The organism is Nocardiopsis sp. iso_237, from assembly GCF_056173345.1.
Map to the genome: position 1 here is coordinate 4,474,808 of NZ_CM149669.1, position 26,654 is coordinate 4,501,461.

The 26,654-nt window shown below is 72.1% G+C and carries 25 protein-coding genes; 7 read left to right on the top strand and 18 right to left on the bottom strand.

Going from position 1 to position 26,654, the window contains the following annotated elements; genetic code table 11:
- Positions 1–360: 360 nt before the first annotated feature.
- From AC0VYM_RS20365 to mraZ, 4 genes are all read right to left on the bottom strand, one after another.
- The gene (locus AC0VYM_RS20365; protein WP_475454551.1) at positions 361–2,337 is read right to left on the bottom strand and encodes a peptidoglycan D,D-transpeptidase FtsI family protein; all 1,977 of its coding nucleotides are present in this window, start codon (positions 2,335–2,337) and stop codon (positions 361–363) included.
- Complete coding sequence (ftsL, locus tag AC0VYM_RS20370; protein ID WP_475454553.1) at positions 2,334–2,801, bottom strand: cell division protein FtsL; 468 nt, start codon at positions 2,799–2,801, stop codon at positions 2,334–2,336. Before ftsL ends, AC0VYM_RS20365 begins: the two co-directional genes overlap by 4 nt.
- Before the next feature lie 11 nt (positions 2,802–2,812).
- On the bottom strand, positions 2,813–3,874 hold the full coding sequence (rsmH, locus tag AC0VYM_RS20375; protein ID WP_475463135.1) for a 16S rRNA (cytosine(1402)-N(4))-methyltransferase RsmH: 1,062 nt from the start codon (positions 3,872–3,874) through the stop codon (positions 2,813–2,815).
- 274 nt (positions 3,875–4,148) lie between these two features.
- A complete protein-coding gene (gene mraZ / locus AC0VYM_RS20380) occupies positions 4,149–4,580 on the bottom strand; it encodes a division/cell wall cluster transcriptional repressor MraZ (protein WP_475454555.1) in 432 nt (143 codons plus the stop codon).
- A 309-nt stretch (positions 4,581–4,889) separates the two neighbouring features.
- On the opposite strand from mraZ, the gene AC0VYM_RS20385 reads away from it, so the two are divergent.
- From AC0VYM_RS20385 to AC0VYM_RS20395, 3 genes are read left to right on the top strand one after another with little or no spacing between them, the layout of a single operon-like run.
- Complete coding sequence (locus tag AC0VYM_RS20385; protein WP_475454557.1) at positions 4,890–5,882, top strand: AAA family ATPase; 993 nt, start codon at positions 4,890–4,892, stop codon at positions 5,880–5,882.
- A 33-nt stretch (positions 5,883–5,915) separates the two neighbouring features.
- Positions 5,916–7,169 carry a DUF58 domain-containing protein gene (locus tag AC0VYM_RS20390; RefSeq protein ID WP_475454559.1) on the top strand — a complete coding sequence of 418 codons (1,254 nt, stop codon included), beginning with the start codon at positions 5,916–5,918 and terminating at the stop codon, positions 7,167–7,169.
- A gap of 17 nt (positions 7,170–7,186) precedes the next feature.
- Positions 7,187–9,544 carry a transglutaminase TgpA family protein gene (locus tag AC0VYM_RS20395; protein ID WP_475463137.1) on the top strand — a complete coding sequence of 786 codons (2,358 nt, stop codon included), beginning with the start codon at positions 7,187–7,189 and terminating at the stop codon, positions 9,542–9,544.
- Positions 9,545–9,720: 176 nt separating this feature from the next.
- Here the strand turns inward: AC0VYM_RS20395 and AC0VYM_RS20400 are convergent, their stop codons facing one another.
- The 12 genes from AC0VYM_RS20400 to AC0VYM_RS20455 all read right to left on the bottom strand — a co-directional run bounded on the left by AC0VYM_RS20400 (position 9,721) and on the right by AC0VYM_RS20455 (position 19,415).
- Positions 9,721–10,146, bottom strand: coding sequence for a DUF3040 domain-containing protein (locus AC0VYM_RS20400; RefSeq protein ID WP_475454561.1), 426 nt, complete (start codon positions 10,144–10,146; stop codon positions 9,721–9,723).
- A gap of 243 nt (positions 10,147–10,389) precedes the next feature.
- The gene (gene dinB / locus AC0VYM_RS20405; RefSeq protein ID WP_475454563.1) at positions 10,390–11,676 is read right to left on the bottom strand and encodes a DNA polymerase IV; all 1,287 of its coding nucleotides are present in this window, start codon (positions 11,674–11,676) and stop codon (positions 10,390–10,392) included.
- Positions 11,677–11,717: 41 nt separating this feature from the next.
- A complete protein-coding gene (locus tag AC0VYM_RS20410) occupies positions 11,718–12,500 on the bottom strand; it encodes a methyltransferase domain-containing protein (RefSeq protein WP_475454565.1) in 783 nt (260 codons plus the stop codon).
- A gap of 44 nt (positions 12,501–12,544) precedes the next feature.
- A complete protein-coding gene (gene nusB, locus AC0VYM_RS20415) occupies positions 12,545–12,958 on the bottom strand; it encodes a transcription antitermination factor NusB (RefSeq protein ID WP_475454567.1) in 414 nt (137 codons plus the stop codon).
- Positions 12,958–13,521, bottom strand: coding sequence for an elongation factor P (efp, locus tag AC0VYM_RS20420; protein ID WP_378741354.1), 564 nt, complete (start codon positions 13,519–13,521; stop codon positions 12,958–12,960). Before efp ends, nusB begins: the two co-directional genes overlap by 1 nt.
- Positions 13,522–13,681: 160 nt before the next feature.
- Positions 13,682–14,764: a 3-dehydroquinate synthase gene (gene aroB, locus AC0VYM_RS20425; RefSeq protein ID WP_475454570.1), complete on the bottom strand. Its 1,083-nt coding sequence runs from the start codon at positions 14,762–14,764 to the stop codon at positions 13,682–13,684.
- The gene (locus AC0VYM_RS20430; protein WP_475463138.1) at positions 14,761–15,264 is read right to left on the bottom strand and encodes a shikimate kinase; all 504 of its coding nucleotides are present in this window, start codon (positions 15,262–15,264) and stop codon (positions 14,761–14,763) included. The genes aroB and AC0VYM_RS20430 overlap by 4 nt, the downstream gene beginning before the upstream one ends.
- Before the next feature lie 220 nt (positions 15,265–15,484).
- On the bottom strand, positions 15,485–15,835 hold the full coding sequence (locus AC0VYM_RS20435) for a hypothetical protein (RefSeq protein ID WP_475454571.1): 351 nt from the start codon (positions 15,833–15,835) through the stop codon (positions 15,485–15,487).
- Positions 15,836–15,923: 88 nt separating this feature from the next.
- Positions 15,924–17,105, bottom strand: coding sequence for a chorismate synthase (gene aroC, locus AC0VYM_RS20440; RefSeq protein WP_475454573.1), 1,182 nt, complete (start codon positions 17,103–17,105; stop codon positions 15,924–15,926).
- Between the two features lie 45 nt (positions 17,106–17,150).
- The gene (locus AC0VYM_RS20445; protein WP_475454575.1) at positions 17,151–18,089 is read right to left on the bottom strand and encodes a prepilin peptidase; all 939 of its coding nucleotides are present in this window, start codon (positions 18,087–18,089) and stop codon (positions 17,151–17,153) included.
- A gap of 67 nt (positions 18,090–18,156) precedes the next feature.
- Positions 18,157–18,864 carry an SseB family protein gene (locus tag AC0VYM_RS20450; protein WP_475454577.1) on the bottom strand — a complete coding sequence of 236 codons (708 nt, stop codon included), beginning with the start codon at positions 18,862–18,864 and terminating at the stop codon, positions 18,157–18,159.
- Between the two features lie 101 nt (positions 18,865–18,965).
- A complete protein-coding gene (locus AC0VYM_RS20455; protein ID WP_475454579.1) occupies positions 18,966–19,415 on the bottom strand; it encodes a MarR family winged helix-turn-helix transcriptional regulator in 450 nt (149 codons plus the stop codon).
- Between the two features lie 183 nt (positions 19,416–19,598).
- On the opposite strand from AC0VYM_RS20455, the gene AC0VYM_RS20460 reads away from it, so the two are divergent.
- The 4 genes from AC0VYM_RS20460 to AC0VYM_RS20475 all read left to right on the top strand — a co-directional run bounded on the left by AC0VYM_RS20460 (position 19,599) and on the right by AC0VYM_RS20475 (position 24,678).
- The gene (locus AC0VYM_RS20460; RefSeq protein WP_475454581.1) at positions 19,599–20,141 is read left to right on the top strand and encodes a YceI family protein; all 543 of its coding nucleotides are present in this window, start codon (positions 19,599–19,601) and stop codon (positions 20,139–20,141) included.
- Between the two features lie 192 nt (positions 20,142–20,333).
- Positions 20,334–20,642 (top strand): DUF2470 domain-containing protein, encoded by a 309-nt coding sequence (locus tag AC0VYM_RS20465; RefSeq protein WP_475454583.1) that lies wholly within the window; start codon positions 20,334–20,336, stop codon positions 20,640–20,642.
- Positions 20,643–20,884: 242 nt separating this feature from the next.
- The gene (locus tag AC0VYM_RS20470; RefSeq protein WP_475454585.1) at positions 20,885–23,647 is read left to right on the top strand and encodes a protein kinase domain-containing protein; all 2,763 of its coding nucleotides are present in this window, start codon (positions 20,885–20,887) and stop codon (positions 23,645–23,647) included.
- Between the two features lie 41 nt (positions 23,648–23,688).
- A complete protein-coding gene (locus AC0VYM_RS20475) occupies positions 23,689–24,678 on the top strand; it encodes an aldose 1-epimerase family protein (RefSeq protein ID WP_475454587.1) in 990 nt (329 codons plus the stop codon).
- A gap of 18 nt (positions 24,679–24,696) precedes the next feature.
- Here the strand turns inward: AC0VYM_RS20475 and AC0VYM_RS20480 are convergent, their stop codons facing one another.
- The gene (locus AC0VYM_RS20480; RefSeq protein WP_475454589.1) at positions 24,697–25,308 is read right to left on the bottom strand and encodes a nucleotidyltransferase family protein; all 612 of its coding nucleotides are present in this window, start codon (positions 25,306–25,308) and stop codon (positions 24,697–24,699) included.
- A 125-nt stretch (positions 25,309–25,433) separates the two neighbouring features.
- Positions 25,434–26,600: an XdhC family protein gene (locus tag AC0VYM_RS20485; protein WP_475454591.1), complete on the bottom strand. Its 1,167-nt coding sequence runs from the start codon at positions 26,598–26,600 to the stop codon at positions 25,434–25,436.
- Positions 26,601–26,654 lie beyond the last annotated feature (54 nt).

The following is a 26,654-nucleotide window of genomic DNA, read 5'->3' on the forward strand; positions in this document are numbered from 1 at the left end:
TGGTCAATGTCGGATGGCTTTCGCGGGCTATCCACCCATCCACACCTCGGGAGAGGAGGCCAGCCCATGAACCCGGTCAACGCGGGCATGGAGGTCACTCTCGCCGTAGGCTCACCAGTGACAGCAACAAACGAAGGTGGATGTCGGTTTTGTCTGTTTCTCGACAAGTTGGAAAAATGAGCACTTGCCACCGGTAAGTTCCCAGGTGAAAAAGTCTGCTCCCCGCGCACGCGGGGATGGCCCCGCGGTCTTGCGCCGCTCGGGCCCGTCGACGTCCTGCTCCCCGCGCACGCGGGGATGGCCCCGGCCGCATCCTCCAGATCGGGCGGGAGCCGCCGGGTGGCGGCTCCCGCCCGTGGGTCAGCGGTCCTCTTCGTCCTCGAAGAGTCGGATGGCCGGGGGCTCGGTGTCCGTCGGAGGGACCTTCATGGTCTTGAGGGCGAAGGACATGATGTCGTTGAACACCGGTCCCGCGGCCTCGCCGCCGTAGTAGGTCTCCTTCGGGTTGTGCAGAACCACTTGGACGACGAGCTCGGGGTCGTCGGCGGGGGCGAAGCCCGCGAACGTCGCCGTGTAGCCGCCGCCGTCGTAACCGCCGGTCTCCGGGTTGATCCGGTTGGCGGTACCGGTCTTGCCCGCGACGCGGTACCCCTCGATGCGGGCCTGGGGCGCGGTGCCCTCGTCGCCGGTGACGGCCTCGAGCATCAGGGCGAGCCGGTCGGCGGTCTCCTTGCTGACCACCCTGGTCTTCTCGGGCTCCTCGGAGGGGGTGAACTCCCCGTCCGTGTCGACGGTCCCGGCGATGAGCCGGGGCTCCACGCGGACCCCGTCGTTGGCGATGGTCGCGTAGACGGAGGCCATCTGGGCGGCGTTCACCGACAGGCCGTGCCCGATGGACACCGACGGCAGCTGGGTCCCCCACCAGTCGTCGGGCTCGGTGAGCACCCCCGACTCCTCACCCGGCAGGGCAAGACCGGTGGGCTGTCCCAGACCGAAGTCCTTCATGTAGGAGTGCAGCACCCCGGCCTTGACCTGGTCCGCGATCTTGATGGTGCCCACGTTGCTGGACTGCGCCATGATGCCGTTGACGGTCAGCCGCTGGGTGCCGTTGTTCGTGGAGTTGCGGAAGGTCTGGTCGTAGTACTGGAGGGTGTACGGCACCGTGTACACCGTCTCCGGTGTGGTCAGCTCCTCCTCCAGCGCGGCGGCGACCGTGATCACCTTGTTGGTACTGCCCGGCTCGAAGGTCTCGGCCACGGCTCCGTTGGACCACTCCTCCGGACCGGTGGCCGCGATGTCGTTCTGCGAGTAGGACGGGTAGTCCGCCATCGCGAGGATCTCCTGGTCGGTGTTGGTGACGATGGCGCTTCCGCCCTCGGCGTCCAACTCCTCCACGCGTTCCGCCAGCGCCTGCTGGACGAACCACTGGAGGTCGCGGTCCAGGGTCAGGCGCACGTCCTGCCCGGGCTCGGGCTCACGCACCAGACCGCCCGCCATGGGGATCTGCGTTCCGTCGTTGCCCACCTCGACCTGCCGCTTGCCGGCCTCACCGGCGAGCGTCGAGTCCAGGTAGCCCTCCAGCCCTTCGAGGCCGTGCCCCTCCGAGCCGACGAACCCGACCAGGTCGGCGGCGCCGGTCTCGTCCGGGTAGACGCGTTCGTAGGCCACCTCGGCGCCCACCCCGGACAGGCCGAGGTCGCGCATCTCCTGCCAGTCCCCCGGCGACACCTTGTCGGCCACCACCTGGTAGCGGCTGGGGGCGGCGTCGACCTTGGCCTCGACCTCCTCCTGCTCCAGGTCGAAGCGGGTGACCAGTTCGTCCACGAGCTGGTCGCGCTCCTCCGCCTCGACCTCTTCGGGGTCGACGAAGACGGTGCGGACCTCGGCGGACAGCGCGAAGGGGTTCCCCCCGGCGTCGGTGATCTGCCCGCGCAGGGTGGGGATGTCGATGGTCTGGAGCCGCAGGTTGGCGGCGGCCTCGGCGTAGCGCTCGGCGTCCACCCCCTGGATCTGGGTGAGCCGCCCGGCGAACAGCATGAGGATCACCACGATGATCGCCCCGCCGATTTTGATCCTCTTGTTCGGATCACCCGGCTGGAAGGTGCGCCGCAGGAGCGGCGGCGGGGGCGGCGGGGCCGGGCTCCTGCGCCGCGCCCGGTCACCGCCCCTCCTCACCTCGCGAGCGGACCCTCCACGCTTCGATCCGGAGCTCGCGCGGGCCCCGCTGGCGGGGCGCCGGGGTTCGCGTTGGGGACGCTTGCTGGGCCGGGACCCGGAGCGTCCCGCCGCTCCGGGTCCTCGGGGGTCACGGGGGCGGCGGTCCCGGGGGTTGCTCACTCTCCGCTCCCAGCGTTCCCGGTGTCCGTACCGTTGTCACCGCTGATCTCACCGCTGTCGAGGTCGAGGAAGAGCGGAGCGTCCCCCTGCTCCATCCCCATGTCCTCGGCCTCGTTCGCGATCCGCTCGGAGGTCTCCATGTGGGCCACCGACTTCTCCAGCTCCTGTTCCACGTAGGACATCTCCCGGTTCTCCGACTGGAGACTGGTGATGGTGTACGCCTCCTGGGCGACGACGCTGCGGAGCACCAGCAGCGACACCAGTGCGCCGCCGAGCAGGCACAGGATGAGCAGGACGAAGGGGATCTTCGGCGCGGGGCCGGTACCGCCTTGGCGGGTGGTGCGTGTGGTCGCCGCGGGACGCGCTGGACGCTTGGGCGCCGTGGGGCGTTTGGTGGCCCCGGTACGCCTCGTGGTCGTCGCCCGCCCCTTGGTGGTGCGGCGTGTGTCCGTCTTCGTGCCCATCTCTGGTCTCCCTACTGCCGCGACGGCCAGCGCACGCGTTCGGCCGCCCGGAGGCGTGCCGACTGTGCGCGCGGGTTGCGTTCGTTCTCTTCGTCCGTGGGGAGTTCCGAGCCCCTGGTGAGGAGTCGGAGTTCCGGTTGGCGGTCCGGGAGGGGGACCGGAAGGTCGGCGGGCGTGGTGTCGGTGGCCAGGGCGGCGAGGGCCCTCTTGGTCATCCGGTCCTCCAGCGAGTGGTAGGACAGCACCGCGATGCGGCCACCGACGTCCAGGCGGGAGATCGCGGCGGGCAGGGTCTCCTTGAGGATGGAGAGCTCGGCGTTGACCTCGATGCGCAGGCCCTGGAAGGTGCGCTTGGCGGGGTGACCGCCGGTGCGGCGGGTGGCGGCGGGGATGGCCTCGCGCACCAGTTCGGCCAGTTCCCGGGTGGAGTCGATGCGGCCCTGGGCGCGGCGGCGTTCGATCGCCCTGGCGACGCGGGAGGCGAAGCGCTCCTCGCCGTAGGTGCGCAGGACCCGGGTGAGTTCGGCGACGGGGTAGTCGTTGACGACCTCGGCGGCGGTGAGCGCCTGGGTGCCGTCCATGCGCATGTCGAGGGGCGCGTCGTGGGCGTAGGCGAACCCGCGTTCGGTCTCGTCCAGCTGCGGCGAGGAGACGCCGAGGTCGAGCAGGACCGCGTCGGCGTGCTCCGCCCCGGCCTCGTCGAGGGCGCGCGGGATGTCGGAGTAGACGGCGTGGACGAAGTGGGTCCGGTCCGCGTAGGGCGCGAGGCGCTTGGCGCTGCGCTCCAGGGCGGTGGTGTCCCGGTCCACACCGACCAGTCGCATGGTGGGGCAGGCCTTGAGCAGGGCCTCGGAGTGGCCGCCCAGTCCGAGGGTGCCGTCGACGAACACCGCCCCGGGCCTGCTGAGCGCCGGTGCGAGCAGTTCCACGATCCGGTCGAGCATGACCGGTACGTGCAGCGGGTCGATTCCCGCTCTCGCCGCCTGGACACGGGCGGCGATGTCGTCCTGCGTGGCCCCTTGGTGCGCCGAGCCGTCCCCGTCGGGCCGCTCGTGCTGCCGGTTGTCCCCCATGCGCTGCTGTTCCTCCACGCTGTCGCGATCTCCCCCTGGGTCCGTGCCGCGCACCGGGTGCGCTTCACGGTGTCCTTCGCGTGGCCCCTCCGAAGTAACCGGAGGGCCTCCGGACACGGCCGCTATTGTCCACCTTTCAGCGGACGAACGCTCACGACCTGGCACCGGGGAAGTCGCGCCAGCTCGTGTGACCGTCTCCGGAGACCGCCCCCGGTCCCGGCGTTGCATGGACTGCGTGCTGGTGGTTCGGGGCGTTCCAGCGCCCGCCCCGCCGTCACAGCACCCCGGGCAGCACCTCCTCTGAGAGTTGCGAGAACGCCTGCTCCTGCTCGGTCTCGTACTCCGACCACGCCGCGGCGTCCCAGATCTCCAGGCGTGTGTTGGCCCCGATGACGACGCACTCGCGGTCCAGGCCCGCGTAGACGCGCAGCTTCGACGGGATCGTGACCCTGCCCTGCTTGTCGCAGGACTCGTCGGACGCGCTGGCGAAGAGGACGCGGCTGTAGTCGCGGACCGCCTTGGCGGTGACCGGTGCGGAGCGCAGGGCGTCGGTGACGCGGCGGAACTCGTCCGCCGGAAAGACGTAGAGGCAGCGCTCCTGGCCCTTCGTGATCACCAGACCCCCCGACAGTTCGTCGCGGTACTTCGCGGGAAGGAACAGCCGTCCCTTCTGGTCGAGGCGAGGTGTGTGGGTGCCGAGGAACACACACTCACCCCCTCACCCCTATGCGGAGAATTCACCCTCTCCACGGTGCTCCACCTTACTCCACTCTTCCCCACCGTCAACAGCTTCAATCCGCATTCGGACGCTGAAGAATCGACAAATGCGCAGGTCAGAAAGTTGAGTTCGGAGCGGTGGCCGAGAGGGGCACCGTGACGCCCGCGTGCGTCGCACCCCTCCCCCGTCGCCGGGGCGGCGGTTCGGCGACCGATTCCGGCATTTTGGTTTGCAAGGGATCTGATTGGCCCTAGCCTCGGAGCGAAACACGCAGGCACACCGAGCGAGAGGGTTCTCGTGTCACTCGGCACACAGCATGACGGTCACGGGGGCGGCGTCCGAGGAGACGTCGGTGCCGTTGTCGCCGTCGCCGGACGCGTCCGCGGCGCGATCGAGACGGTCATCGAGGGCAAACCCGACGTGCTGCGCATCGCGCTGACCGTCCTGCTCGCGGAGGGCCACCTCCTCGTCGAGGACGTCCCCGGTGTGGGCAAGACGATGATGGCCAAGGCCCTGGGCCGCGCCGTGGACTGCTCGGTGCAGCGCGTCCAGTTCACCCCGGACCTGCTCCCGAGCGACATCACCGGGGTGAGCGTCTACCACCAGGACCGCAACGAGTTCGAGTTCAACCCGGGCCCGGTCTTCGCCAACATCGTGCTCGGTGACGAGATCAACCGCGCCTCACCCAAGACGCAGTCGGCCCTCCTGGAGTGCATGGAGGAGCGCCAGGTCAGCGTGGACGGCCAGACCCGCGCCCTGGAGCGGCCGTTCATGGTCGTGGCCACGCAGAACCCTGCCGACATGGAGGGCACCTACGCTCTCCCCGAGGCGCAGCGGGACCGCTTCATGGCCCGCGTCTCGGTGGGCTACCCCTCCCCCCAGGCCGAGCTCGACATGATCGACAGCCACAGCGCCGGTTCGCCGCTGGACCAGCTGGCCCCGGTCACCAACGCCGCGGAGATCCGCTCCCTGGTGGACCACGTGCACAACGTGCACATGGCTCCGGGCATGCGCCGCTACGTCGTGGACCTGGTCAACTCCACCCGGACCGCCCCCGAGCTCAAGCTGGGCGCCTCGCCCCGGGCCACCCTGCACCTGGTCCGCGCCGCGCGGGCGCACGCCGCCCTGGAGGGCCGCCACTACGTCGTCCCCGACGACGTGCAGGCCCTGGCCGTCCCGGTCCTCGCCCACCGGCTGCTGCCCGGCCCCGAGGCGCAGATGGAGAGGCTCAGCGCCGAGCAGATCGTCGCCAAGCTGGTCTCCCGGCTGCCCGTGCCCGGCCCCCGCTGACCCTCCTCCCCTCGGAACCACTAGAGACGGACCATGCGCCCGCAACGTACCCTCACCGCACGCGGTGGTCTGATGTTGTTCTCCGGTGTCGTCGCGCTCGTGTGCGGTTTCGTCATCGGCCAGCGGGAGCTCGCGGGGGTGGGTCTCTTCCTGCTCCTGGTGCCCCCGATCTCGGCGCTGACGATTCTGGGCGCGACGGGACGGGTGGTGCAGAGCCGAGCGCTGCAGCCGAGCCGGATCTCCGCCGGTACCGACACCCGGGTCCTGGTGCGGATCGGCAACTCCTCCCCCACCTGGCCGGTGATCTGGGTGCGGATCGAGGACACCCTGCCGGTCCGGCTCGGGTACGAACCCCGCTACACGGTGGGGTTCCTGGCCGCGCGGGCGGTCCGCGACGTCACCTACCTGGTGCGTCCGGCGGTCCGCGGCCGGTATCCGGTCGGTCCGCTGAAGGTGAGCGTGGTGGATCCGCTGGGCTGTGTCCGGGTGACCCGTCAGGTCGGTGCCCCCTCCCCCCTGCTGGTGACCCCGCCCGTGGTCCCGCTCCCCACCCTCGGCGCCTCCGACGGTTCCCAGGGCGAGAACTCCCCGCGCCGTTCGGTGACGGGTGCCGGGGAGCGGGACCCCATCCCGCGCGAGTACCGCCACGGCGACGAGATGCGCCGGGTGCACTGGCGTTCCACGGCCAAGCACGGTGAGCTCATGGTGCGCCGGGACGAACAGCACTGGCGCGAGCACAGCACCCTGCTCCTGGACACCAGGTTCGGGGCACACGCGGGTGAGGGCGCCTGGAACTCGTTGGAGACGGCGGTCAGCGTCGCCGCCTCCGTTGCGGTGAACCTGCTGGACAGCGGGCACGAACTGCGTCTGCACACCGAGCGGGGCCAGCTGCACACCGCCCACACGTCCGGCGTGCTGGACGGTCTGGCGACCGTGGAGGCCTCCGAGGCGGACGGCCTGTACGGAGGGATCAGCACTCTGGAGGGTGCGCGGGGTTCCTCGTCCAGCCTGGTGGTGGCGGTCCTGGGCGCGGTGTCGCCCGAGGACGCCTCGGCCCTGTCCCGGGTGCGCGGGTCCGGACTGCACGTCGCGGTCCTGTGCACGGGGGCGGCGTGGACCGACACCGAACACACGCGGCGCACCGCCGAACTGCTGACCGCCAACGGCTGGAGTGTGGTCCAGGTCGGTGAGGCCGCCGAGCTCCCACCGCTGTGGGGGCGGGCCGTCACCGGTGGGTCACCCCCGGCCCCGGCCGGCGCCCGTGTTTCCTGGGAGGGTTCCCGTTGAGACTGACGAACGCACTGATGCCCCTGGCCGCCCTCGTCTCGATGCTGGCCGCGCTGCCGCTGCTCGGCGGACTCATCCGCGGCGACGGCTGGTGGGGGCCCGCCGTCGTCCTCATGGTCGCGGTGTCCCTGGTGTCCGCCGTGTACCGCCTGAGCGGCCGCACCTCGTTCCCGGTGCCGTTCCTCCAGCTGCTGGTGGCGGCGCTGCTGTTCACCCCGATCCTCACCCCCGGCACCGGGTTCCTCGGTGTCGTGCCGACCTCGGCCACCTTCGAGCGGACGTGGGTGCTGTTCGAGCAGGGCGTCAACAGCATCAACACCAGCGCTCCCCCGATCCCGACCACCGCCGGGCTCCAGCTGATCATCGCGCTGACGTTCCTGGTGTTCATGATGACGGCGGACTTCCTCGCGGTGACCGCCCGCTGCCCGGGGATGGTCGGCGGGCTGGTACTGGCGCTGATCGTGGTGCCGTTGGCCGTGGACGGCGCCGGGCTGACCTGGGTGCAGGCCGCCGTCTGCGCGGCGGGCTACGTCGCTCTGCTGGCCACGGACATGTGGGTCCGGGGGCGTGAGTGGGGGGTCCGGGTGCCGGACGGGCACACCCCGGGGAGCCGCTTCGCGGCGGGCGCCGCGCAGCTGGGCACCGTGGTGGCCGCCGCCTCCGTCGCGATCCTCCTGGCCCTGTCCCTGCCGTTGATGGTGCCGTCCCTGCGCACCGACGCCGTCCACACGATGGCGGACGGCGTCGAGTTCGGCGCCGGCGGCAGCGTGACCACCACCCACCCCCTGGTCTCGCTCCGCCGCGACCTGGCCGCCTCCTCCAACCGCGCGGTGCTGACCTACCGCAGCGACGCCGAGGCGCCCGACTACCTGCGCACCTACGTTCTGGACGAGTTCAGCGGCGAGAACTGGACGATGTCACCGGTGTACACCGGCCGCGACTCCGCCCTGGAGGACCCCCTCCCGCCGCCCCCGGGACGCAGCGGTGACTCCTCCGCCTCGGTCACCACGCGGGTGGTGATGGACTCGGACGCGCCCGGCACGGAGTTCCTGCCTCTGCCCTACCCCGCGCGCTCGGTGGACGTGACCGGTGACTGGTACGTGGACCCCGACACCCTGATGGTGTTCACCACCGACACCCCGCCGACCGGGTTCGACTTCACCGTGGAGTCCGCCGAGAACAGCCCCGAGGCCCAGGACCTGGCCGACGCCGGGCCACCGAGCTCCCTGTCCGACGACCACCTCGACCTCCCGAACGGCGTCGACGGCCGTGTCCAGGAGCTCACCGACTCCGTGACCGGGGACGCCGACTCCGCTTACGGGCGGGCCGTCGCGCTCCAGGACTTCTTCACCAGCGGCGACTTCACCTACGACCTCAGCCCGCCCTCCGTCCCGAACGGCGCCGACCCGCTCTCCCACTTCCTCCTTGAGGACCGGATCGGCTACTGCGAGCAGTTCGCGGGGGCGATGGCGGTCATGGCCCGCCAGGCGGACATCCCCGCCCGGGTCGCGGTGGGTTACACGGCCGGGCAGCAGGGCGGCGACGGCCGCTGGTCGGTGTCGGTCGGTGACGCGCACGCCTGGCCGGAGCTGTACTTCGAGGGTTCCGGGTGGGTGCGTTTCGAACCCACCCCCGCCTCCACCCAGGGGCAGGGCACGGCCACGGTCCCCGAGTACGCCGGGGGCGACGCGGTGCCGGAGCCCCGCCCCGATCCCGAACCCAGCCCCTCGGACTCCCCCGAGCCCACCCAGAGCCCCGAGGACGAGCCCTCCGCCAGCCCCTCCGAGGCCGCGAGCCCGACCCCCGAGGAAGACGAGGAGGAGTCCGCCGACTCCGCCGCGGGCACTGGGGAGGGCGGCGCGGGTTCCGGCGCGGCCCCGTGGTGGCCGGTGGCCGCGGGCCTGCTCGGCGGGCTCCTGCTGCTGGCAGGCCCCGCCCTGGTCCGGTCCGTGATCCGCTGGTCGCGTCGGGCCGCGGTGGCCGCGGGCGGGACCGCGGCCGCGCACACCGCGTGGCGCGAGCTGCGGGACACCTGCCTCGACCTGGGTGTGGAGTGGACGCTCACCGAGAGCCCCCGGGCGACCGCCGCCCGGCTGGGCGCCGTCCGCCCCGACGGGACGCTGCTGCCCTCAGAGGCCCACGCCGCCGTGTGGCGGCTGGCCCTGGCGGAGGAGTCCGCGCGCTACGCCCCGGAACCGGGGGACGCCCAGCACACGGACGGCGACCGGATCACCGCCGACCTCGCCACGGCACGGACGGGGGCGAAGGCCGCCGCCACCCGTGGTGACCGCTGTCGGGCGCTCCTGCTGCCGCGCTCCCTCGCCCCGTGGCACCGTCCCCGGACCGCCGCTGACGCCGTCCCCGCCCCCGCCTGACCCTCCCGGGTCGGGGGCGGCGCGGGGCGCGGAGCACGCGCCTCCGCTCGGGCGGGGCGCACGGAAAACGGTGGGGCCCACACACGACTGGCGTGTGCGGGCCCCACCGTTGCGAACGGGCGAGCGTTCTGGGCATCCGTCACCTGGGAGGACCGGTGTCCGTCCCGAGCGGGCTGTTACTCCTCGCCCTCCTGGCGACGGCGCCACCGCTCCTCGAAGCGGTTCATCATCCCAGGACGCTTGGCGCCCCTGCGCTTGTGTTTGGTCTCCGTCTCGGCCTCGGCCAACATCGCCTCCGCACCGCCCCCGGCGGCCTTGCGCCAGGCGTTGGCGCCCAGCAGGAAGGAGGCCAGCATGAAGATGAACCCGAGGACGCTGATGGTGACCGGAACCGCCAGCGACGAGTCCGGACTACTCAGCAGCAGCCCCAGGAGGAGCAACACCATACCGAGTACGAAGCCGATGACGGCCTTGATGATCCAGCGCTTGTAATGGACTCCGGGGTTCGTCTGCCGAACAGTGTTCGCGAACTTCGGGTCCTCGGCATACAGCGCCTGCTCGATCTGGTCGAGCATGCGCTGCTCGTGTTCAGAGAGCGGCACGGTGCCTCCCTACGGCAGTCCCCGGTTGGGGTGACGGGTACTGATGAACAGTCTCTTGGTCAGTGGTATGCCCAGAATACGGTGCACTAGCGCCTAGTGGAAAGAAAAGCTGCGTGTGTACCTGACCCACTACGGCCACGATACCCTCGCCCTGTATCGGAAACACCGGCTTCCATGCCTCTCTTCTAACCCTTACTCCGGTTGTACTCTGAGAACGCTCAGAGGCCCCCGGAAGTTGCCGCATCATACGTCGTTTTCGTCACGCTTGGCCAATACTGCCGACTGTATCGCGCCTGGACCGAAACGGGCCTTCACCCGGTCCATAACCCGTTCAACGTCCCGCCAACCCGAGTCCTCCTCCCCCAAGGCGAGTTGGTGGTGCGCCTGCTCCACCGGGGCGACACCCTCCAGTCGGACCCCCACCAGACGCAGCGGGGTGCCCTTCAACCCCGACGCCGCGTAGAGCGCACGCGCCACCGCGCTGATCTCCCGGGCCACGTCCGTGCTCTCGGAGAGGGTCCGCGCCCTGGTGATCGTGGAGAAGTCGGCCCGGCGCAGCTTCACGCTCACCGTGCGCCCCACCTGTCCCGAGACGCGCAGACGGTGCGCCACCTTCTCCGACAGCCGCAGCAGCTCGCGGTCGATCAGGCCGGGGTCGTCCACGTCCTCGGCGAAGGTCTCCTCCGCGCCGACGCTCTTGTCCGGGGTGTCCGGGACGACCGCGCTGGGGTCCTCGCCCCGGGACAGCGCGGTCAGGCGGGCACCGGCCTTCTCCCCGAGTTCCATGCGCAGCAGGTCGGGATCGGACCGGGACAGGGCGCCCACCGTGCGCAGGCCCAGCCGGACGAGTGTGCGCTCGGTCTTGTCCCCCACCCCGGGCAGGGCGCCGATCGGCAGGGGGTCCAGGAAGCCGTGCACCTCCCGCGTGGGCACCAGCAGCAGACCGTCGGGCTTGCAGTGGGTGGAACCGAGCTTGGCCACGAAACGGGTGGCGGCCACCCCGACCGAACAGGTGAGCCGCTGCTCACGGCGGACGCGTTCGCGGATCATCGCGGCGATGCGCACCGGACCGCCGAGACGGCGGCGGGCCCCGGAGACGTCCAGGAAGGCCTCGTCCAACGACAGCGGCTGCACCAGGGGCGTCACCGAACCCAGGATGTCCATGACCGCCTCGGAGGCCTGCCGGTAGGCGGCCCCGTCCGGCGGGTAGACCAGGGCCTCCGGACACAGCCGCATCGCCTGGGCCATGGGCATCGCGGAGTGCACGCCGTGGCGGCGGGCGATGTAGTCGGCGGAGGAGACCACGCTGCGCGGACCGGTGCCGCCCACGATCACCGGACGGCCGCGCGCCTCGGGGTGGCGCAGCTGCTCCACGCTCGCGAAGAACGCGTCCATGTCCAGGTGCAGGATGTTGCAGTCGTCGTCCGGACCGGAGCCGTCCAAGGGGAAGTCCGACCGCAGGGGGGCGATCCCCTCAGGGGTGACCACACCCCGCAGAGCGGCACCGCGCTCCAGTTGACGTCGGCTCATAAGGCCAGGTTATGCCCTGTCCGCAGCGTCCCGCCCCGACCCTAGGGCTTGAGGGCGACGGCGTGCAGCTGCGTGGCGACGCCGATCAGCTCCGGGTGGTCGGCGGCGGCCCGCTCCAGCTCCACCAGGTGCTGCCCGGCCTGGGCGTCACCCTCCCAGGCCTGTCCGGGCAGGATGTCCGCGAACACACGCACCCCGCGCACGCTCTCCCCGGTCAGGCCGGAGTGGCCGACCAGGTCGAGGAGCTGCTGACGGGTGAAGCGGCGGGGCATGGGGTCGGCCTCGCCCCAACGGCCGTCCGGGTCCTCCAGCAGGTGCCGGGCCTCGGTGATGTGCCCGGCCAGGACCCTGTGCAGGGCACCGGCCACGGCGTTGGTGACCAGGAGGCTGACCGCGCCGCCGGGGCGGGTGACCCCGGCGACGTCGGCCAGTGCGGCGGCGGGGTCGTCGACGTACTCCAGCACGTTGTGCACCAGCACGAGGTCCGCGCTGGCGGCCGGGAAGAGCGAGGCCAGGTCCTGGGTCTCCCCCTGGACGCCGCGCACCATGACACCGCTCTCGGCGGCGCGGCGCTCCAGGGCGGCCAGGGAGTCGGGGCTGGGTTCGACGACGGTCACGCGGTGACCGAGCTCCGCGAGCGGGACGGCGGCGCCGCCGGTGCCACCGCCCGCGTCGACGATCTCCAGGGGCTCACCGTCGAAGAGACGGTCCAGCAGCCGTGAGAGGGCGTCCCACACCACGGCGGTCCGGGCCGCGTTGGCCGCCCGCACGGGGCCGGTCCCCGTACCGAAACCGGTCACGGGCGTGCCGCTCCTGTCAGTCACCTGCGTTCCCTCAATCAGCTAGTGCCCGGCCTCGGCGCGAGGTCTCAGAGCGAGAGCGTCGACTTGTTCTCCATCAGCCTAGACAGAAGTCCGCTGATGAAGTTGGGCGACTCGTCGGTGGAGAGCTCCTTGGCGACACCGACGGCCTCCGCGATCGCGACGCCGTCGGGGATGTCCTCGGCCCACAGGAGTTCGTAGGCGCCCATCCGGAGGATGTTGCGGTCGACGACCGGCATGCGCTCCAGGGTCCACCCGATGGCGTACTCGTCGAGGAGCGAGTCGATCCGCTCGCGCCGCTCGTCGACGGAGCGGGCCAGCAGCTCGGTGAACTCGTTGATCGGCGGTTCGGGCTGGGCCCGGCGACGCTTGATGACGTCTTCCACCGAGGTGGAGCGCACCTCGGCCTCGTAGAGGACCTCCACCGCGCGCCGACGGGCCTTGCGCCGTGCACCACTCATCAGTTGACACGCCCGAGGTAGTCGCCCGTGCGGGTGTCGACCTTGACGCGCTCACCGGTGGTGACGAACAGGGGCACCTGGATGGTGGCGCCGGTCTGGACCTTGGCGGGCTTGGTCCCGCCGGTGGAGCGGTCGCCCTGGACGCCCGGGTCGGTCTCGGAGATCTCGAGCTCGACCGCGGCGGGCATCTCGATGTAGAGCGGGTTGCCCTCGTTGGTGGCCACCGTGACCTTGGTGTTCTCCAGGAGGAAGCCCTTGGCGTCCCCGACCACGGCGTCGCCCACCGGGATCTGGTCGTAGGTCTGGGTGTCCATGAAGATGAAGGAGTCACCGTCGTGGTACAGGTACTCCATGTCACGGCGGTCGACGCTCGCGAACTCGATCTTGGAGCCGGCGTTGAAGGTCTTGTCGACGATCTTGCCCGTGAGGACGTTCTTGAGCTTGGTGCGGACGAACGCGCCGCCCTTGCCCGGCTTGACGTGCTGGAACTCCAGGACGTTCCAGAGGACGCCGCCGTCGAGCCGCAGGGTCGTGCCGTTCTTGATGTCGTTCGTCGTGGCCACTTCGGTCGTCTCTCCCAGGGGTGTGACACGTCGGAGACCGGACTCGCTGGTCCGGTCGGTGGTCAGTGGGGCGAGGCGTGGTTCCCGTGGCCGCCGATGGCCGTGCCGACCGGCTCCCGGGCACTCCTCGCCTTCGATCAGTCTAGTGGCTCCCGGGGACTCAGGAACCGCTCACGACCGCCTGATAGGCCTCGTCCAGCAGCTCGGGGGCGGGTCCGCTCAGGATCGCGGTCCTGGCCAGACCGTCCAGGACCACGAATCGCAGTGTGGATCCGCGGGCCTTCTTGTCCACGGCCATGGTGGCGCGCAGCTCCGGCCAGGCCTCGGCGGTGTAGCTGACGGGCAGCCCCACCGAGGTGAGCACGGTGCGGTGCCGACGCACCAGGTCCTCGTCGATCCGCCCGTCCAGGCGGGCGAGTTCGGCGACGAAGACCATGCCGATGGAGACCGCGTAACCGTGCCGGAAGGTGTAGTTCTCGGCGCGCTCGACGGCGTGCGCGAGGGTGTGGCCGTAGTTGAGGATCTCGCGGCGGCCGCTCTCCTTGAGGTCGCCCGAGACGACGTCGGCCTTGACCCGGATGGCGCGCTCGATGAGTTCGCGCGTGTGCCGACCCTCCGGGAGGGTGGCGCCCTCGGGGTCGTCCTCGACCAGGTCGAGGATGACGGGGTCGTCGATGAACCCGGCCTTGATGATCTCGGCCAGCCCGCCGACGTAGTCCGCCCGGGGCAGGCTCGGCAGGGTGGCGAGGTCGCACAGCACCCCGGCCGGGGGGTGGAAGGCGCCCACGAGGTTCTTGCCCTCGGGGGTGTTGATGCCGGTCTTGCCGCCCACGGCGGCGTCCACCATGCCCAGCAGGGTGGTGGGCACCAGGACCGAACGCACCCCGCGCAGCCAGGTGGCCGCGACGAACCCGGCGAGGTCGGTGGCGGCCCCGCCGCCCAGGCCCACCACCGCGTCGGTGCGGGTGAAGTTGAACGAGCCCAGCCGCGACCACAGCCCGGTGGCGACCGCGGCGGTCTTGGCGGCCTCGCCGTCGGGCACCGGCATGGGCCGGACGGTGTATCCGGCCTCCTCCAGGACCCCGGCCACGGGGCGGGCGATCTCGCCCAGGCCCTCGGGGTGGATGACGGCCACCTGCGCGGCGCCGCCGACCAGGGAGGGCAGTTCGGAGAGGACGCCGCTGCCGACCACCACGTCGTAGCGTCCGGTGGGCTCCCCCACACCGAGCCGGGTCACGGTCACTGGGCGGCCTTTCCGGTGGGGAGGGAGTCGACGATCGCGTCCACGATCTCCTCGGGGTGGTACTCGGTGGTGGGCACGGTCACCGAGGCGAGGCCCTCGTAGACCGGGAGCCGTTCGTTGAGGAGCTTGCGCAGCTGGGTGCGGGGGTTCCCGGACAGCAGCGGGCGGGCGACGTCCATACCGACGCGCTTGGCGGCCTCGCCGAACTCCACCTGGAGGTAGACCACGTGGTGGTCCGCGAGTTCCTTCCGGGTGTCCTCGTTGAGGACGGCGCCGCCGCCGACCGCGACGACCCCCTCCCAGGAGCGCAGACCCTCCGCGACGACCTCGCGCTCCAGGGCGCGGAAGTGCTCCTCGCCGTCCTGGACGAAGATGTCGCTGATGGGCTTGCCCGCACGCCTCTCGATCTCGGTGTCGGTGCACAACAGGTCCGCGTCCAGTCGGCGGGCCAGGGCCTCACCGACGGTGGACTTGCCCGAACCGGGCGAACCGATGAGCACCGCGATCGCTCTTGCCACGCTCTGCCTACCTCTGGGGGTCACCCCCGCACTCACGGGGAACGTTCTGACCGCCTGCTCGGGGCCGCGCCTGACGGCCCATCCCCGCGTTCACGGGGAGCAGGCTCTACCCAACCAAAAGTACCGGTATTTTCGGCGCCTATCCCCAGCTGCGGGGAGGCACCCGGCACGACGGCGGCCAAGGCCCCTGATCCATCGGCCGTCAGGACGCTTCCGGATCGAAGGCGAGGCCCCGGTGACTGAGCCGAGTGTCCTCGCAGCGTCCCTCGACGGTGGCCTCCACGTCGAAGACGTGCTGCTCGGTGGGCGGATAGCCGATGAGCTGAAGCGCGCGGCTGGGGACCGGGCCTTCGGAGGCCGCGGCGGACTCCCACAGCAGGACCGCTCCCCACCGATTGGTCTCGGGGTCGGCGATCCAGGCTTTGAGGCGCAGACCGGGCACCTCCGCGAAGGCGTCGACGGACGTCTCCTTCAGGTACGCGCGCAGGGACTCGATGGTCTGGTCGGACTGGGACAGGTCCCACCAGACGGTGGCGAGGCGAGGGTGGCGCATGGGGGAACTCCTGGGGATGGAAGCGAACTGGCCCGCGCTCCGAGGAGGGCGGGCCAGTGGGGTGGTGCCAGCGGCCAGTGCGGTCGTGCTAGCGGATCGTCAGCGAGTCCAGGTAGCCCCGGAGGTTGCGGGCGGTCTCGGGGACCGAGTCGCCGCCGAACTTCTCGATGGCGGCCTCGGCGATGACCAGGGCGACCATGGCCTCGGCCACGACACCGGCGGCGGGGACCGCGGTGACGTCGCTGCGCTGGTGGTGGGCCTTGGTGGGCTCGCCGGTCTCGGTGTCGATGGTGTCCAGCGCCTTGGGCACCGTGGCGATGGGCTTCATCGCGGCGCGCACCCGCAGGGGGTCGCCGGTGGACATGCCGCCCTCGACCCCTCCGGCGCGGTTGGTCCGGCGGCGGACGCCGTCGGTGCCGGGCTCGATCTCGTCGTGGGCCTCGGAGCCGCGGCGGGCGGCGGTGCGGAACCCGTCTCCGACCTCCACGCCCTTGATGGCCTGGATGCCCATGAGGGCCCCGGCCAGGCGGGAGTCCAGGCGGCGGTCCCAGTGCACATGGCTGCCCAGGCCGGGCGGCAGGTTGTAGGCGAGCACCTCGACGACGCCGCCCAGGGTGTCCCCGGACTTCTTGGTGTCGTCGACCTCCTCGACCATCCGGGCGCTGGTCTCCGGGTCGAAGCAGCGCAGCGGGTCCTCGTCGATGGCGGCGAGGTCCTCGGGGCGCGGCTCGGGGGCGCCCTCGGGAACGGCCACGGGGCCCATGGAGACCACGTGGCTGAGGATCTCGATCCCGAGCGCCTGGCGGCAGAACTGCCGGGCGACCTCACCGACCGCGACCCGGGCCGCGGTCTCGCGGGCGCTGGCGCGCTCCAGGATCGGGCGGGACTCCTCGTGCCCGTACTTCTGCATGCCCACGAGGTCGGCGTGCCCGGGGCGGGGGCGGGTGAGCGGCGCGTTGCGCGCCACGCCGTCCAGTTCCTCGGCGGGAACCGGGTCGGGCGACATCACCTTCTCCCACTTGGGCCACTCGGTGTTTCCGACCTCGATCGCGACCGGCCCACCCTGGGTGATGCCGTGCCGGATGCCTCCGATGACGGAGACCTGGTCCTTCTCGAACTTCATCCGGGCGCCCCGACCGTACCCGGCGCGACGTCGGAGCAGCGCGGCGGCGATGTCGTCAGAGGTGACGGACACACCGGCCGGAAGGCCCTCCAGGATCGCGACGAGTGCAGGTCCGTGGGACTCCCCCGCGGTCAGCCAACGCAACATGTCCACGATCCTCCCACGGATCGGGTGGAGGCGTGGTCACCGGGCTCAGGGTTGGGGGAGCAGGGGGTGACCGGCCAGGACGGTCGCGAGGGTGGCGGCGAGCATGAACGGGCCGAGCGGGAGCGGTTCGGTCCGGGTGATCCGGCGCAGGAGCAGCAGGACCACCCCCAGCAGGGAGAAGGCCGCGAAGGCCCAGAAGGCGGCGACCAGAGCGCCCACCGGTCCGGCCGCCCAGCCCGCGTAGAGGCCGGTGAGCCCGGAGAGCTTGACGTCCCCGAACCCGAGCCCGCCCGGTCTGATCCGCCACAGCAGCCAGTAGAGAACCGTGATGAGCGCCATGCCGACCAGGGCCCCGGTGCCGCGTTCGAGGTCGGGGCCGAAGGGCGGGAGGAGGACCGCGGCGGCCAGGAGGAGCGCGGCCACGGGGTAGGCGGGGGCGACGAGGGCGTCGGGCAGGCGCATGACGCGCAGGTCGACGGCGGAGAGGGGGACGCCGAGCGCGACGAGCCAGAGCAGGGCGAGGAGGCCGAAGGGCGACCAGTGGGCCAGGTGGGCGGGGGCGAGGGCGCCGACCAGCGCGAAGAGCAGCGCCGTGGTGCCGACGACGGCCGGGTCGGGGCGGACCCGGTCCGAGCAGTGGGGGCAGGCGCCGCTCCGCCGGAAGGCGCGGGAGGCGACGACCGGCAGGCCCCGGGCGAAGCGGAGGCGGGTCAGGCAGTGCGGACAGCGGGGCGGCGGCGGCCCTTCGTACGCCTCTTCGGGGTCGACCGTCGCGGTGGCGGGTGCCGTCGGTGTGTCGGGCGCGCCTGCCCGTTCTCCGATTCCACCTGTGACAACGTCCTGGTGAGCGACCTGCCCCGGGCCGAAGAGGGGGACCAGTCGGCCGCCGGTGCGGCCCACCACGAGGCCGAGGGCGAAGAGCACGGCGGCCGCGAGGACCGCCCACGGAAGCGGGGACGACGTGAGCGCCAGGGGGGTGGGCATGTTCGGAAACTACCTGCTGGCGGGGCCCGGCGACAGGGTGTGCGGCTGCCTGTGGACAACCCCGGGGTCACTCGTCGTCGCGCCGGGCCCGCACGACCGCGCTGAGTTCGACCCCGCCGGGCAGCACGTGCTGGAGTTCGGTGCTGAGCCGCTCCGCGACCCTGCGCAGCGACTCGTCGTCGCGCTCGTCCAGTTCGAGGCGGATGCCGAGGTCCGCGCGTTCGGAGGGGTGGATGCGCACGCGTTCGATCCCGAACTCGGCGTGCGTCACCCGGTAGACGATCGACAGGACCTGAGGGTCGTCCTTGGGCTCGGGTACCGACCCCTGCTCCGCGAGCACGGTGAGGAAGCGGCCCTGGATGGTGTGCGGAACCGGCCCGGACACGTCGATGACCAGCGCGTCGGCGTTCTCCTCCAGGGTGGCCTGGCAGGCGTCCCGCGTGGTGAAGGGGACCGGTCGGGCGTCCGGACGCCAGCGCCGGACGGCGTCCACGGAGGTGAAGGCCAGGACCCCGCGACGACCGTCCTTGCCGGTCATGATGGGGATGGCCACCTCGCTGTTCTTGTCCTTGGTGAGCCCGCCCACGCCCTGCTCGGTCTCGGTGGCCACGGACACCACGGGGATGAGGACCCGGGAGCCGCTGAGGGCGGCGAGGACCTGCCGGTCGCCGGTCCGGCCCGCGGCGTGCTCACGCAGGCACGCCTCGACGTCCGGGTCGGCGCTGCCGTCGTCGTCACGGAAGTTCTGGGCGCCGATGATCGATGGTCTGCTCACGGGCTCCGACTCTACCCGGGGTGTGTGTCCGTTCCGGGGTCGCTTCCCGGACAGAACCATGTGACCTCTCCCCTGTTCCGGCGGCGCGCCGCCGCCGTGGATCAGGGGCGCGCGCCGTCGAGCGCGTCGACGATCCCCCTGAGCTGGACGACCTGCTCGGAGGTGAGCCGGTCGAACATCAGTGAGCGCACTCTGGTGGCGTGGCCCGGCGCGGCCGCGCGGAGGGCGGTGGCACCATCGTCGGTGAGGACCGCCCACAGTCCGCGCCGGTCGTCCTCGCAGCTCTCCCGCCGCACGTGGCCGTCGCGTTCGAGGCGGGCGATCTGGTGGGAGAGGCGGCTCTTGGAGACGATGACGGTCTCGGCCAGGTCGCGCATCCGCATGCGCTGTTCCGGGGCTTCGGAGAGGTGGGCGAGGATCCCGTACTCGATGAGGGAGAGGCCGTCCCGGGAGCGCAGGTCGTGTTCGAGTTCGTCGTAGATCCAGGCGTTCATCCGCAGGAACCCGCGCCAGACGTCCTGTTCGTCGGCTTCGAGCCAGGCCTTCTCCATGGCCTGATTCTAGCCCGCCGGCCCGGGTCGCGGCCCCGGGACGGCGAGGGCCCTTGCGTCCTCGGGGACGAACACCTAATCTACTTCCCAGGAAGATACTTCTAAGGTACTTTGTTGCTAGACAACGAACCGCACAGTGGGACGGCCCAGAACCCGGGTCGCCCGAACACAGGGAGAGACACCATGGCCGCTCAGGAACTCAAGCCCGGCACCTGGAAGATCGACGCCGCCCACAGCGTGGTCGGCTTCTCCGTCCGCCACATGATGGTGAGCAAGGTCCGTGGCCGCTTCGAGAGCTTCGACGCCACGCTGACCGTGCCCGAGGACCCCACCCAGTCCTCGGTCGAGGCCACCATCGAGGCCAGCTCGATCAACACCGACAACACCGACCGCGACAACCACATCCGGTCCAACGACTTCTTCGAGGCCGACAACCACCCCGAGTTCAGCTTCCGCTCCACCGGCCTGGAGGCCAGGGGCGAGGACTTCGTCCTCAAGGGTGACCTGACCATCAAGAAGAACACCCACCCGATCGAGCTGGCCCTGGAGTTCAACGGATCCACCGTCGACCCCTACGGCCTGGACCGCGCCGGGTTCGCCGCCTCCACCACCATCAGCCGCAAGAAGTTCGGCGTCGACATCGAGATGCCGATGGACGGCGGCGGCGTGGTCGTCGGCGACAAGATCTCCATCGAGATCGACGCCGAGTTCACCCGCCAGGCCTGAGCCGCACCGGCTCCGGTGGGAACGGCGGTGTCCGGGCGTGGCCACCCGAGGGGAGTGACCACCGCCCCCGGTTTTGACGTCACCTCGTCAGAAACCCGGTGAGGCCTCGGATATCGTCGACGGGGGAGGGTCCGCGGACCCTCCCCCGTCTCGTATGTCCGGCAACGACCACCGACCCCAGGAGAAGCCACCGTGCCGTCCCAGCCCTTCGCCCCCGAGGTCGTCACCGCCGTCACCGCCCACATGAACGGCGACCACCCCGAGGACACCCTGATCATCTGCCGTGCCCTGGGAGACCGCCCCGAGGCCACCGCCGCCCGCATGACCGGGCTGGACGGCGACGGAGGAGACTACGCGGTCACCGTGAACGGCACCGAGGAGGACGTGCGCATCCCCTGGGCCGCCCCGCTGACCGAGCGCGCGCAGATCCGCGTCGAGGTCGTCCGCATGTACCAGGAGGCCTGCGCCGCCCTGGGGATCACCCCGCGCGGCCAGCACTGATCCGACCCCGCCCCGGACACCGCCGAGTGGTCCGGTGACGAAGGGTCACGAAAAGGGGAACCCGAACGGCCTCGGAGGAGTCCCACCAGGTGACGGGGGAAGACCGTTCACAGGTCCGCGACGCGGTGGGCTCCACCACCCGGACCGGGCCCGTGAACGACCTAACCTGGAGGGGTCCGCCCCGCCACGGCATCCCCCGGACACGCAGACGACCACCTATCCGAAGGATGGCTCCGGCCTCGATGGTCACGCCCGACCCCGGTGACGAGAACGCACCCACCCAGCGGATCGACCCCACGACGCCCACCACGCGCACCAACCCGGCGGTGGGCGCCACGCGCTGGGTCACACGCGTGTTCCGGCCGGGGGCCGCGCCTCCGCCCGAGCCGGGGTCGGCGCACCCGGGCCCGCCCCCCGCGTCCGACGACGCACCCACCCGGGTGGTCCCGCCGGGCGCGCCGTCCGGGGCGGACCGCACCACCGTCCTGCCCGGCGACGCCGCCCCGGGCCCCGCCGTAGACGGCACCCGGGTCCAGCGGCCCGTCTCCTCCCCCACGGCGCGTCCGGGCGCGAGCCGACCCGTCGGCGCCGCACCCGGCCCCTCCGGAGACCGCACCCCGTGGTGGCGGGTGCTCCTCGGCCCCCTCCTGGACTGGATGGCGCGTCTGGTCTCCCGCGTGGTCGTGGGCCCCGCGGGCGACCTCGACTACGCCGTGCCCGCCGAACTCCGCCGCCGCTACCAGGTCCTGGACCACATCGGCGCGGGCGGCGAGGCCGTCGTCTACCTCGCCGAACCCACCGACTCCCCCGGGCGCCAACTGGCGCTGAAGGTGTACCGGCCCGGCCACGACATCAACCGCGAACTCCTGGACCGGCTGCGCGCACGGGGCACCGCCTCCCCCCACACACCCGCCATCCAGGGCTACGGGACCGCCGCCAGCTCCTGGGGCGAGGACCTGGCCTGGGAGGCGCAGGAGTCCTTCTCCCTCGGCACCCTGCGCGAGGTCATCAACCAGTCCCCCATGGACGACGAGGGCGCCCGCGCCGTGGTCCGCGCCGTCTCCGACTGCCTGCACCACTGGCAGAGCGAGCTCCAGCACAACCACACCGACGTCAAACCCGAGAACCTGCTGGTCCGCTCTCTGGACCCGCCGGTGGTCGCCCTCACCGACTTCGGCGGTGCCGTGCGCGCCACCATGAGCCGTGTCTACGGCGGCCAGGCCGTCACCGAGGCCTACGCCTCCCCCGAGGTGGTGGAGGGGCGCCGTGAGGCCCCCGCCGCCTGGTGGTCCCTGGGCGTCATGGTGCACGAGCTCGTCACCGGCCGCCGCCCCGATCGCGGCGGCAACTGGCTGACCGCACGCAACACCGAGGTGGACATCTCGGCCATCACCGACGAGCGCTGGCGCCTGCTCGCCCGGGGCCTGCTCACCCTGGCCCCCTCCGCCCGGTGGGGACACGACGAGGTCGCCGCGTGGCTGGCCGGTGAGCGCCCGCCGATCCGCACCGCGAGCCGTCGGCGCCCCATCAACTTCGCCGGGACCTCCCACGAGGACCCGCCCAGTCTCGCCTTCGACCTGCTGGACCGCTCCGACACCGGTGCGATGTGGCTGCGCAGCCACTGGCCCGAGCTCCGTACCTGGCTGGACCGCGAGGTCAACGACTACACCTTCGACCGCGCCTATCTCACCGGTCTGGAGGCCCGTCCCGACCTCGCGCACGTGGCGATCAGCGCCCTGGCCGCCCGCTACGTGCCCGGTATGCCGCCGCGCTTCCGGGGCCACGAGATCAGCGCGGACGGCCTCCTGGCCCTGGCGGCGGGTGACGCCAGCCGCCACTCGGTGGTGCGCGAGGCCGTGGAGTCCGGTGTGGTGGGCCTGGGCGCCCAGCACTGGTGCCCGCACCCCGAGTGCCGCTCGGGCGGCTCCGGACGCTGCGCGCTGCTGGAGCGGGTCCAGCACGAGGTCCCACTGCTGATGGCGCGGGTGAACGAGACCCTGGAACGCGTGGTGGACGCGCGCCCCGAGCCCACCCGGAACCCCGACGCGCCCCGCCACCCCGCCGCCCACGAGATCGACTCCACCTGGGCACGCGCCGTGGAACTGGTGCTCTCACCCGAGACCGCCGCGCAGCACCGGTCCCTGCTGCGCCGACAGTCCTGGCACCCCCAGCAGCGCAGCTCCGCGCCGAACGCGCCGTGGTGGTCCGAGCAGCGCAAGGCGGCGCTGCGCGACGGCGGCGACCAGCTGGCCAGCCGGAGCGCCACGCTCGCGGCCCTCCTCCTGCTGCCGGAGGCCGCGCGGGTCGGCGGCTCGATCGCCGAGCGCGAGCGCGCCGACGGCCGCGCCCGCCGCCAGGACCGCTGGGCCTCCCTGGCCGGTTCCGCCCGGGCGCGCTGGGAGGGCGCACAGGAGAAGGTGGCCACGGCCCGGCAGCGCCGCGCGGTGGCCGCCACCCGGCCCGACAACCCCGCGCTGCCCGGCGACCCCCACCGGCCGCAGGAGCCCGTGACCGCCAAGGAGCGGCGTCAGCAGGAGCGGGCGTCCCGGCGGGTCGACCGGACGATGGGCCAGATCCAGCGCGCGATGAGGGCGGGCCGGTGCCGCCGGTTCGCCTACCCGGCCGCGCTGCTGGGTCTGCTGGACGGTCTGGGACGGGCGCTGCGGCCCGGGGAGGGCTTCTTCCCCGAGAGCCCGTTCGTGACCGACGCCTACACGGGCCTGCTGGAGTTCGGTGACAACCCCCTGACCGACGGGGCCGCCGCGCTCACCGGTCTGCTGCCCGGCGGGATCGGCGCGGCCTGGTGGTTCCCGGTCCTGCTGTCGGTGGTACTGATCGTGCTGGGCCGTACCGCGGCGAAGTCCACGCTCAAGGCCCGCCGCCGACTGGGCGCCTTCCGCCTGGCCGTCGCGGGATCCCTGCTCATGCTCGTGGTCCTGTTCTCCACCGGACTGCTGGCCCTGGGCTCCGGTGTGCTCATCCCCCTGGACGGACTGCTCGGCTGAGCACCGCGGGCCGACACCGCGGGTGAGGCGTCGGACACGCTATGATCTCCCGGTTCGGCGGTGTGCCGGACCACGGGGAGAGGGGTGGACGGGTGGCTGAGGTGTTCGATCTGCGCGCCGGTGAGTACCGGGCGCGCGTCGACCGGACCGGAGCCGGGTTGCAGGCGCTCTCCTGGCGGGGACACGACCTCGTCTGGCCGTACACGCGCCAGTCGGGCCCCATCGCCTCACAGGGGCAGCTGCTGGCCCCCTGGCCCAACCGGGTCGCCTCGGCCCGCTACACCTTCCAGGGCACGGAGTACCGGCTGGACGTCAACGACCCGGAGACCGGATCCGCGATCCACGGCCTGGTCAGCGAGGCGGTGTGGTCCACGCAGGAGCGTTCCGAGGAGGACGTGACCCTGCGCCTGGACTTCCCCGGCACCCCCGGGTACCCGTTCCCGCTGGAGCTGACCGCCACCTACCGCCTGACCTCCGGGGCCTCGGACGGGCACGGGCTCACCGTCACCGTCGGGGCGCGCAACACCGGGGACTCCGACGCCCCGTACGGACTGGGCTTCCACCCCTACCTCACGCTGGGCACGCCCCTCCGGGACCTGGTCGAGCGGGACGAGGTGCGGCTGGAGGCCACGGCCGGGAGCCGCCAGCCCGCCGACGCCGACCTGGTGCCCGTGGGCGCCCCGGTTCCGGTGTCCGGGACCGAGTACGACCTGCGCCCGCCCGGCCGGAACCCGGGCGCCACGGAGCTGGACACGGCCTTCACCGATCTCGACCGCGACCGGAACGAACGCGCCTGGGTCCGGCTGAGCGGCCCCGAGCACCGGGTGTGTCTGTGGGCGGGACCGGGCTACGGCTGGCTCCAGCTGTTCAGCTCCGACTCCCTTGGCGGCGACCTCCACCGGGCCCACCTGGCCGCCGAGCCCATGACCTGCCCGCCCGACGCCCTCAACAGCGGCACGGACCTGATCGTCCTGGCTCCGGGCGAGAGCGTGGAGCACACCTTCGGCATCCTCGCGGAGCCGCTGGACTGATCGGCGCGCGGCCCCGGCTCACACTCCCCCGAGTGTCTCCGTCAGCCTCACCAGGTCCTCCTCGGTGTCGATGTCCTCGGGGCTGGCGACGTCGTCGCAGGGCACCGCCGTGACCAGGTGGGAGTAGGCCCGCAGGAAGGGGCGGGCGCCCACGTCCCGCTCGGCCATCGAGTACACCGTGGACCAGTGCTCGCGGCCCAGCAGCACGGGGTTGCGCGGATTGCCGTGGTAGGTGGCCACCGCCGCCCGGGCGCCCTGGGTGTGGGCCTCGACCAGGCGCCGGACCGCCTCGGACGTGACCAGCGGCTGGTCGGCGAGGGCGACCAGAAGGGCGTCGACGGTGTCCGGCATCGCGTCGATCCCGGCGCGGACGGAGGAGCCCATCCCCGTGGACCAGTCGGGATTGTGCACGGTCACCGCCCCGGACACGGTGGTGTCGGCGGCGCCGAGCACGACCAGGACCGGGGCGCAGCCGCCCTCGGAGAGGATGCGCGCGCCACGGTCGACGAGGCGTTCACCCCCGAGTTCGACCAGGGCCTTGGGGCGGCCGAGTCTGCTCCCCGCACCCGCCGCCAGCAGCAGTCCCGCGACCGCGCCCGAACGCCCGTCCCCTCGCTCCCCCGTACCCATGACGCGATGATGCCACGGACGCGGTCCCCGGGTGGGCCACCTCGGCGAGGTCGCGGGCGACGCACCGGCCCCCGCCCAGGGATCACCACCGTGAGCTGGGACTACAGCATCGGGGCGGTTTCGGATCACCCCTTGGAGTGGCCGAATCCGGCCGGAACCAGGGGTACCGGGGGCGTGTCCCGGTGGATCCGCCCACGGGTCTCGCTCAGGGCCCTGCCACTGCCGCCCCACCTGCTGCGCACCAGCTCGGCGGCGATGGACACCGCCGTCTCCTCCGGGGTGCGCGCGCCCAGGTCGAGACCGATGGGCGAGTGCAGGCGCGCCAGCGCCCCCTCCTCCACACCGGCCTCGCGGAGCCGTTCCAACCGGTCCTCGTGCGTGCGCCGCGAACCCATCGCACCGATGTACCCGGCCTCGGTGGACAGCGCCCGCTTGAGCACCGGGACGTCGAACTTGGGGTCGTGGGTGAGCACGCAGATCGCCGTGCGCTGGTCGATCTCGTCAGCGACCTCGTCCAGGTACACGTGCGGCCACTTCACCACCACCTCCTCGGCGGTGGGGAACCGCCTGGCCGTGGCGAACACCGGGCGGGCGTCGCACACCGTCACCCGGTAGCCCAGGTAGGAGCCGAGGTCGGCCACGGCCGCCGCGAAGTCGATGGCGCCGAACACCAGCATGCGGGGAGCCGGGGCGAACGACTGGACGAACACCTCCAGCTCGTCACCGCGCCGCTGGCCGTCCACGCCGTAGTGCAGCAGGCCCGTGCTGCCCTGGGCCAGCATGCCGCGCACGTCGTCGTCCAGGGCCGCGGCCAGGCGCTCACCGCCCCCGCCCAGGTCACCCTCGGCGTGCCCGGGCCACACGATCCGGCGACGACCCACCCGGGAGGCGTCGGAGGGATCGGCCACGACGGTGGCCACCGCCACCGGCTGGTGCTCGTCCACGGCGCCGATCACCGCGCCCAGCTGGGGGTAGGTCGCGCGGCTCACCGGCTCGACGAACACGTGCAGGGTCCCCCCGCACGTGAGTCCCACACTGAAGGCGTCGTCGTCGTTGACCCCGTAGGTGCGGCGCACCGGCACACCCGTGCGGATCGCCTCCAGGGCCTCCTCGTAGACGGCCCCCTCCACGCAGCCGCCCGACACGCTTCCGGTGACCTCACCGGAGGCGCTCACCAGCATGGCGGCGCCCGCGTCACGCGGCGCGCTCTTGAAGGTGTCGATCACCGTGGCCACCGCGAAGGTCTCCCCCGACGCGTACAGCTCGGACACGCTCGCTCGGACATCACGCACGCGGCACCTCTTCCACGAATCCCCTGGCGGGCCGCGACGGTCCGCTCATGGGCC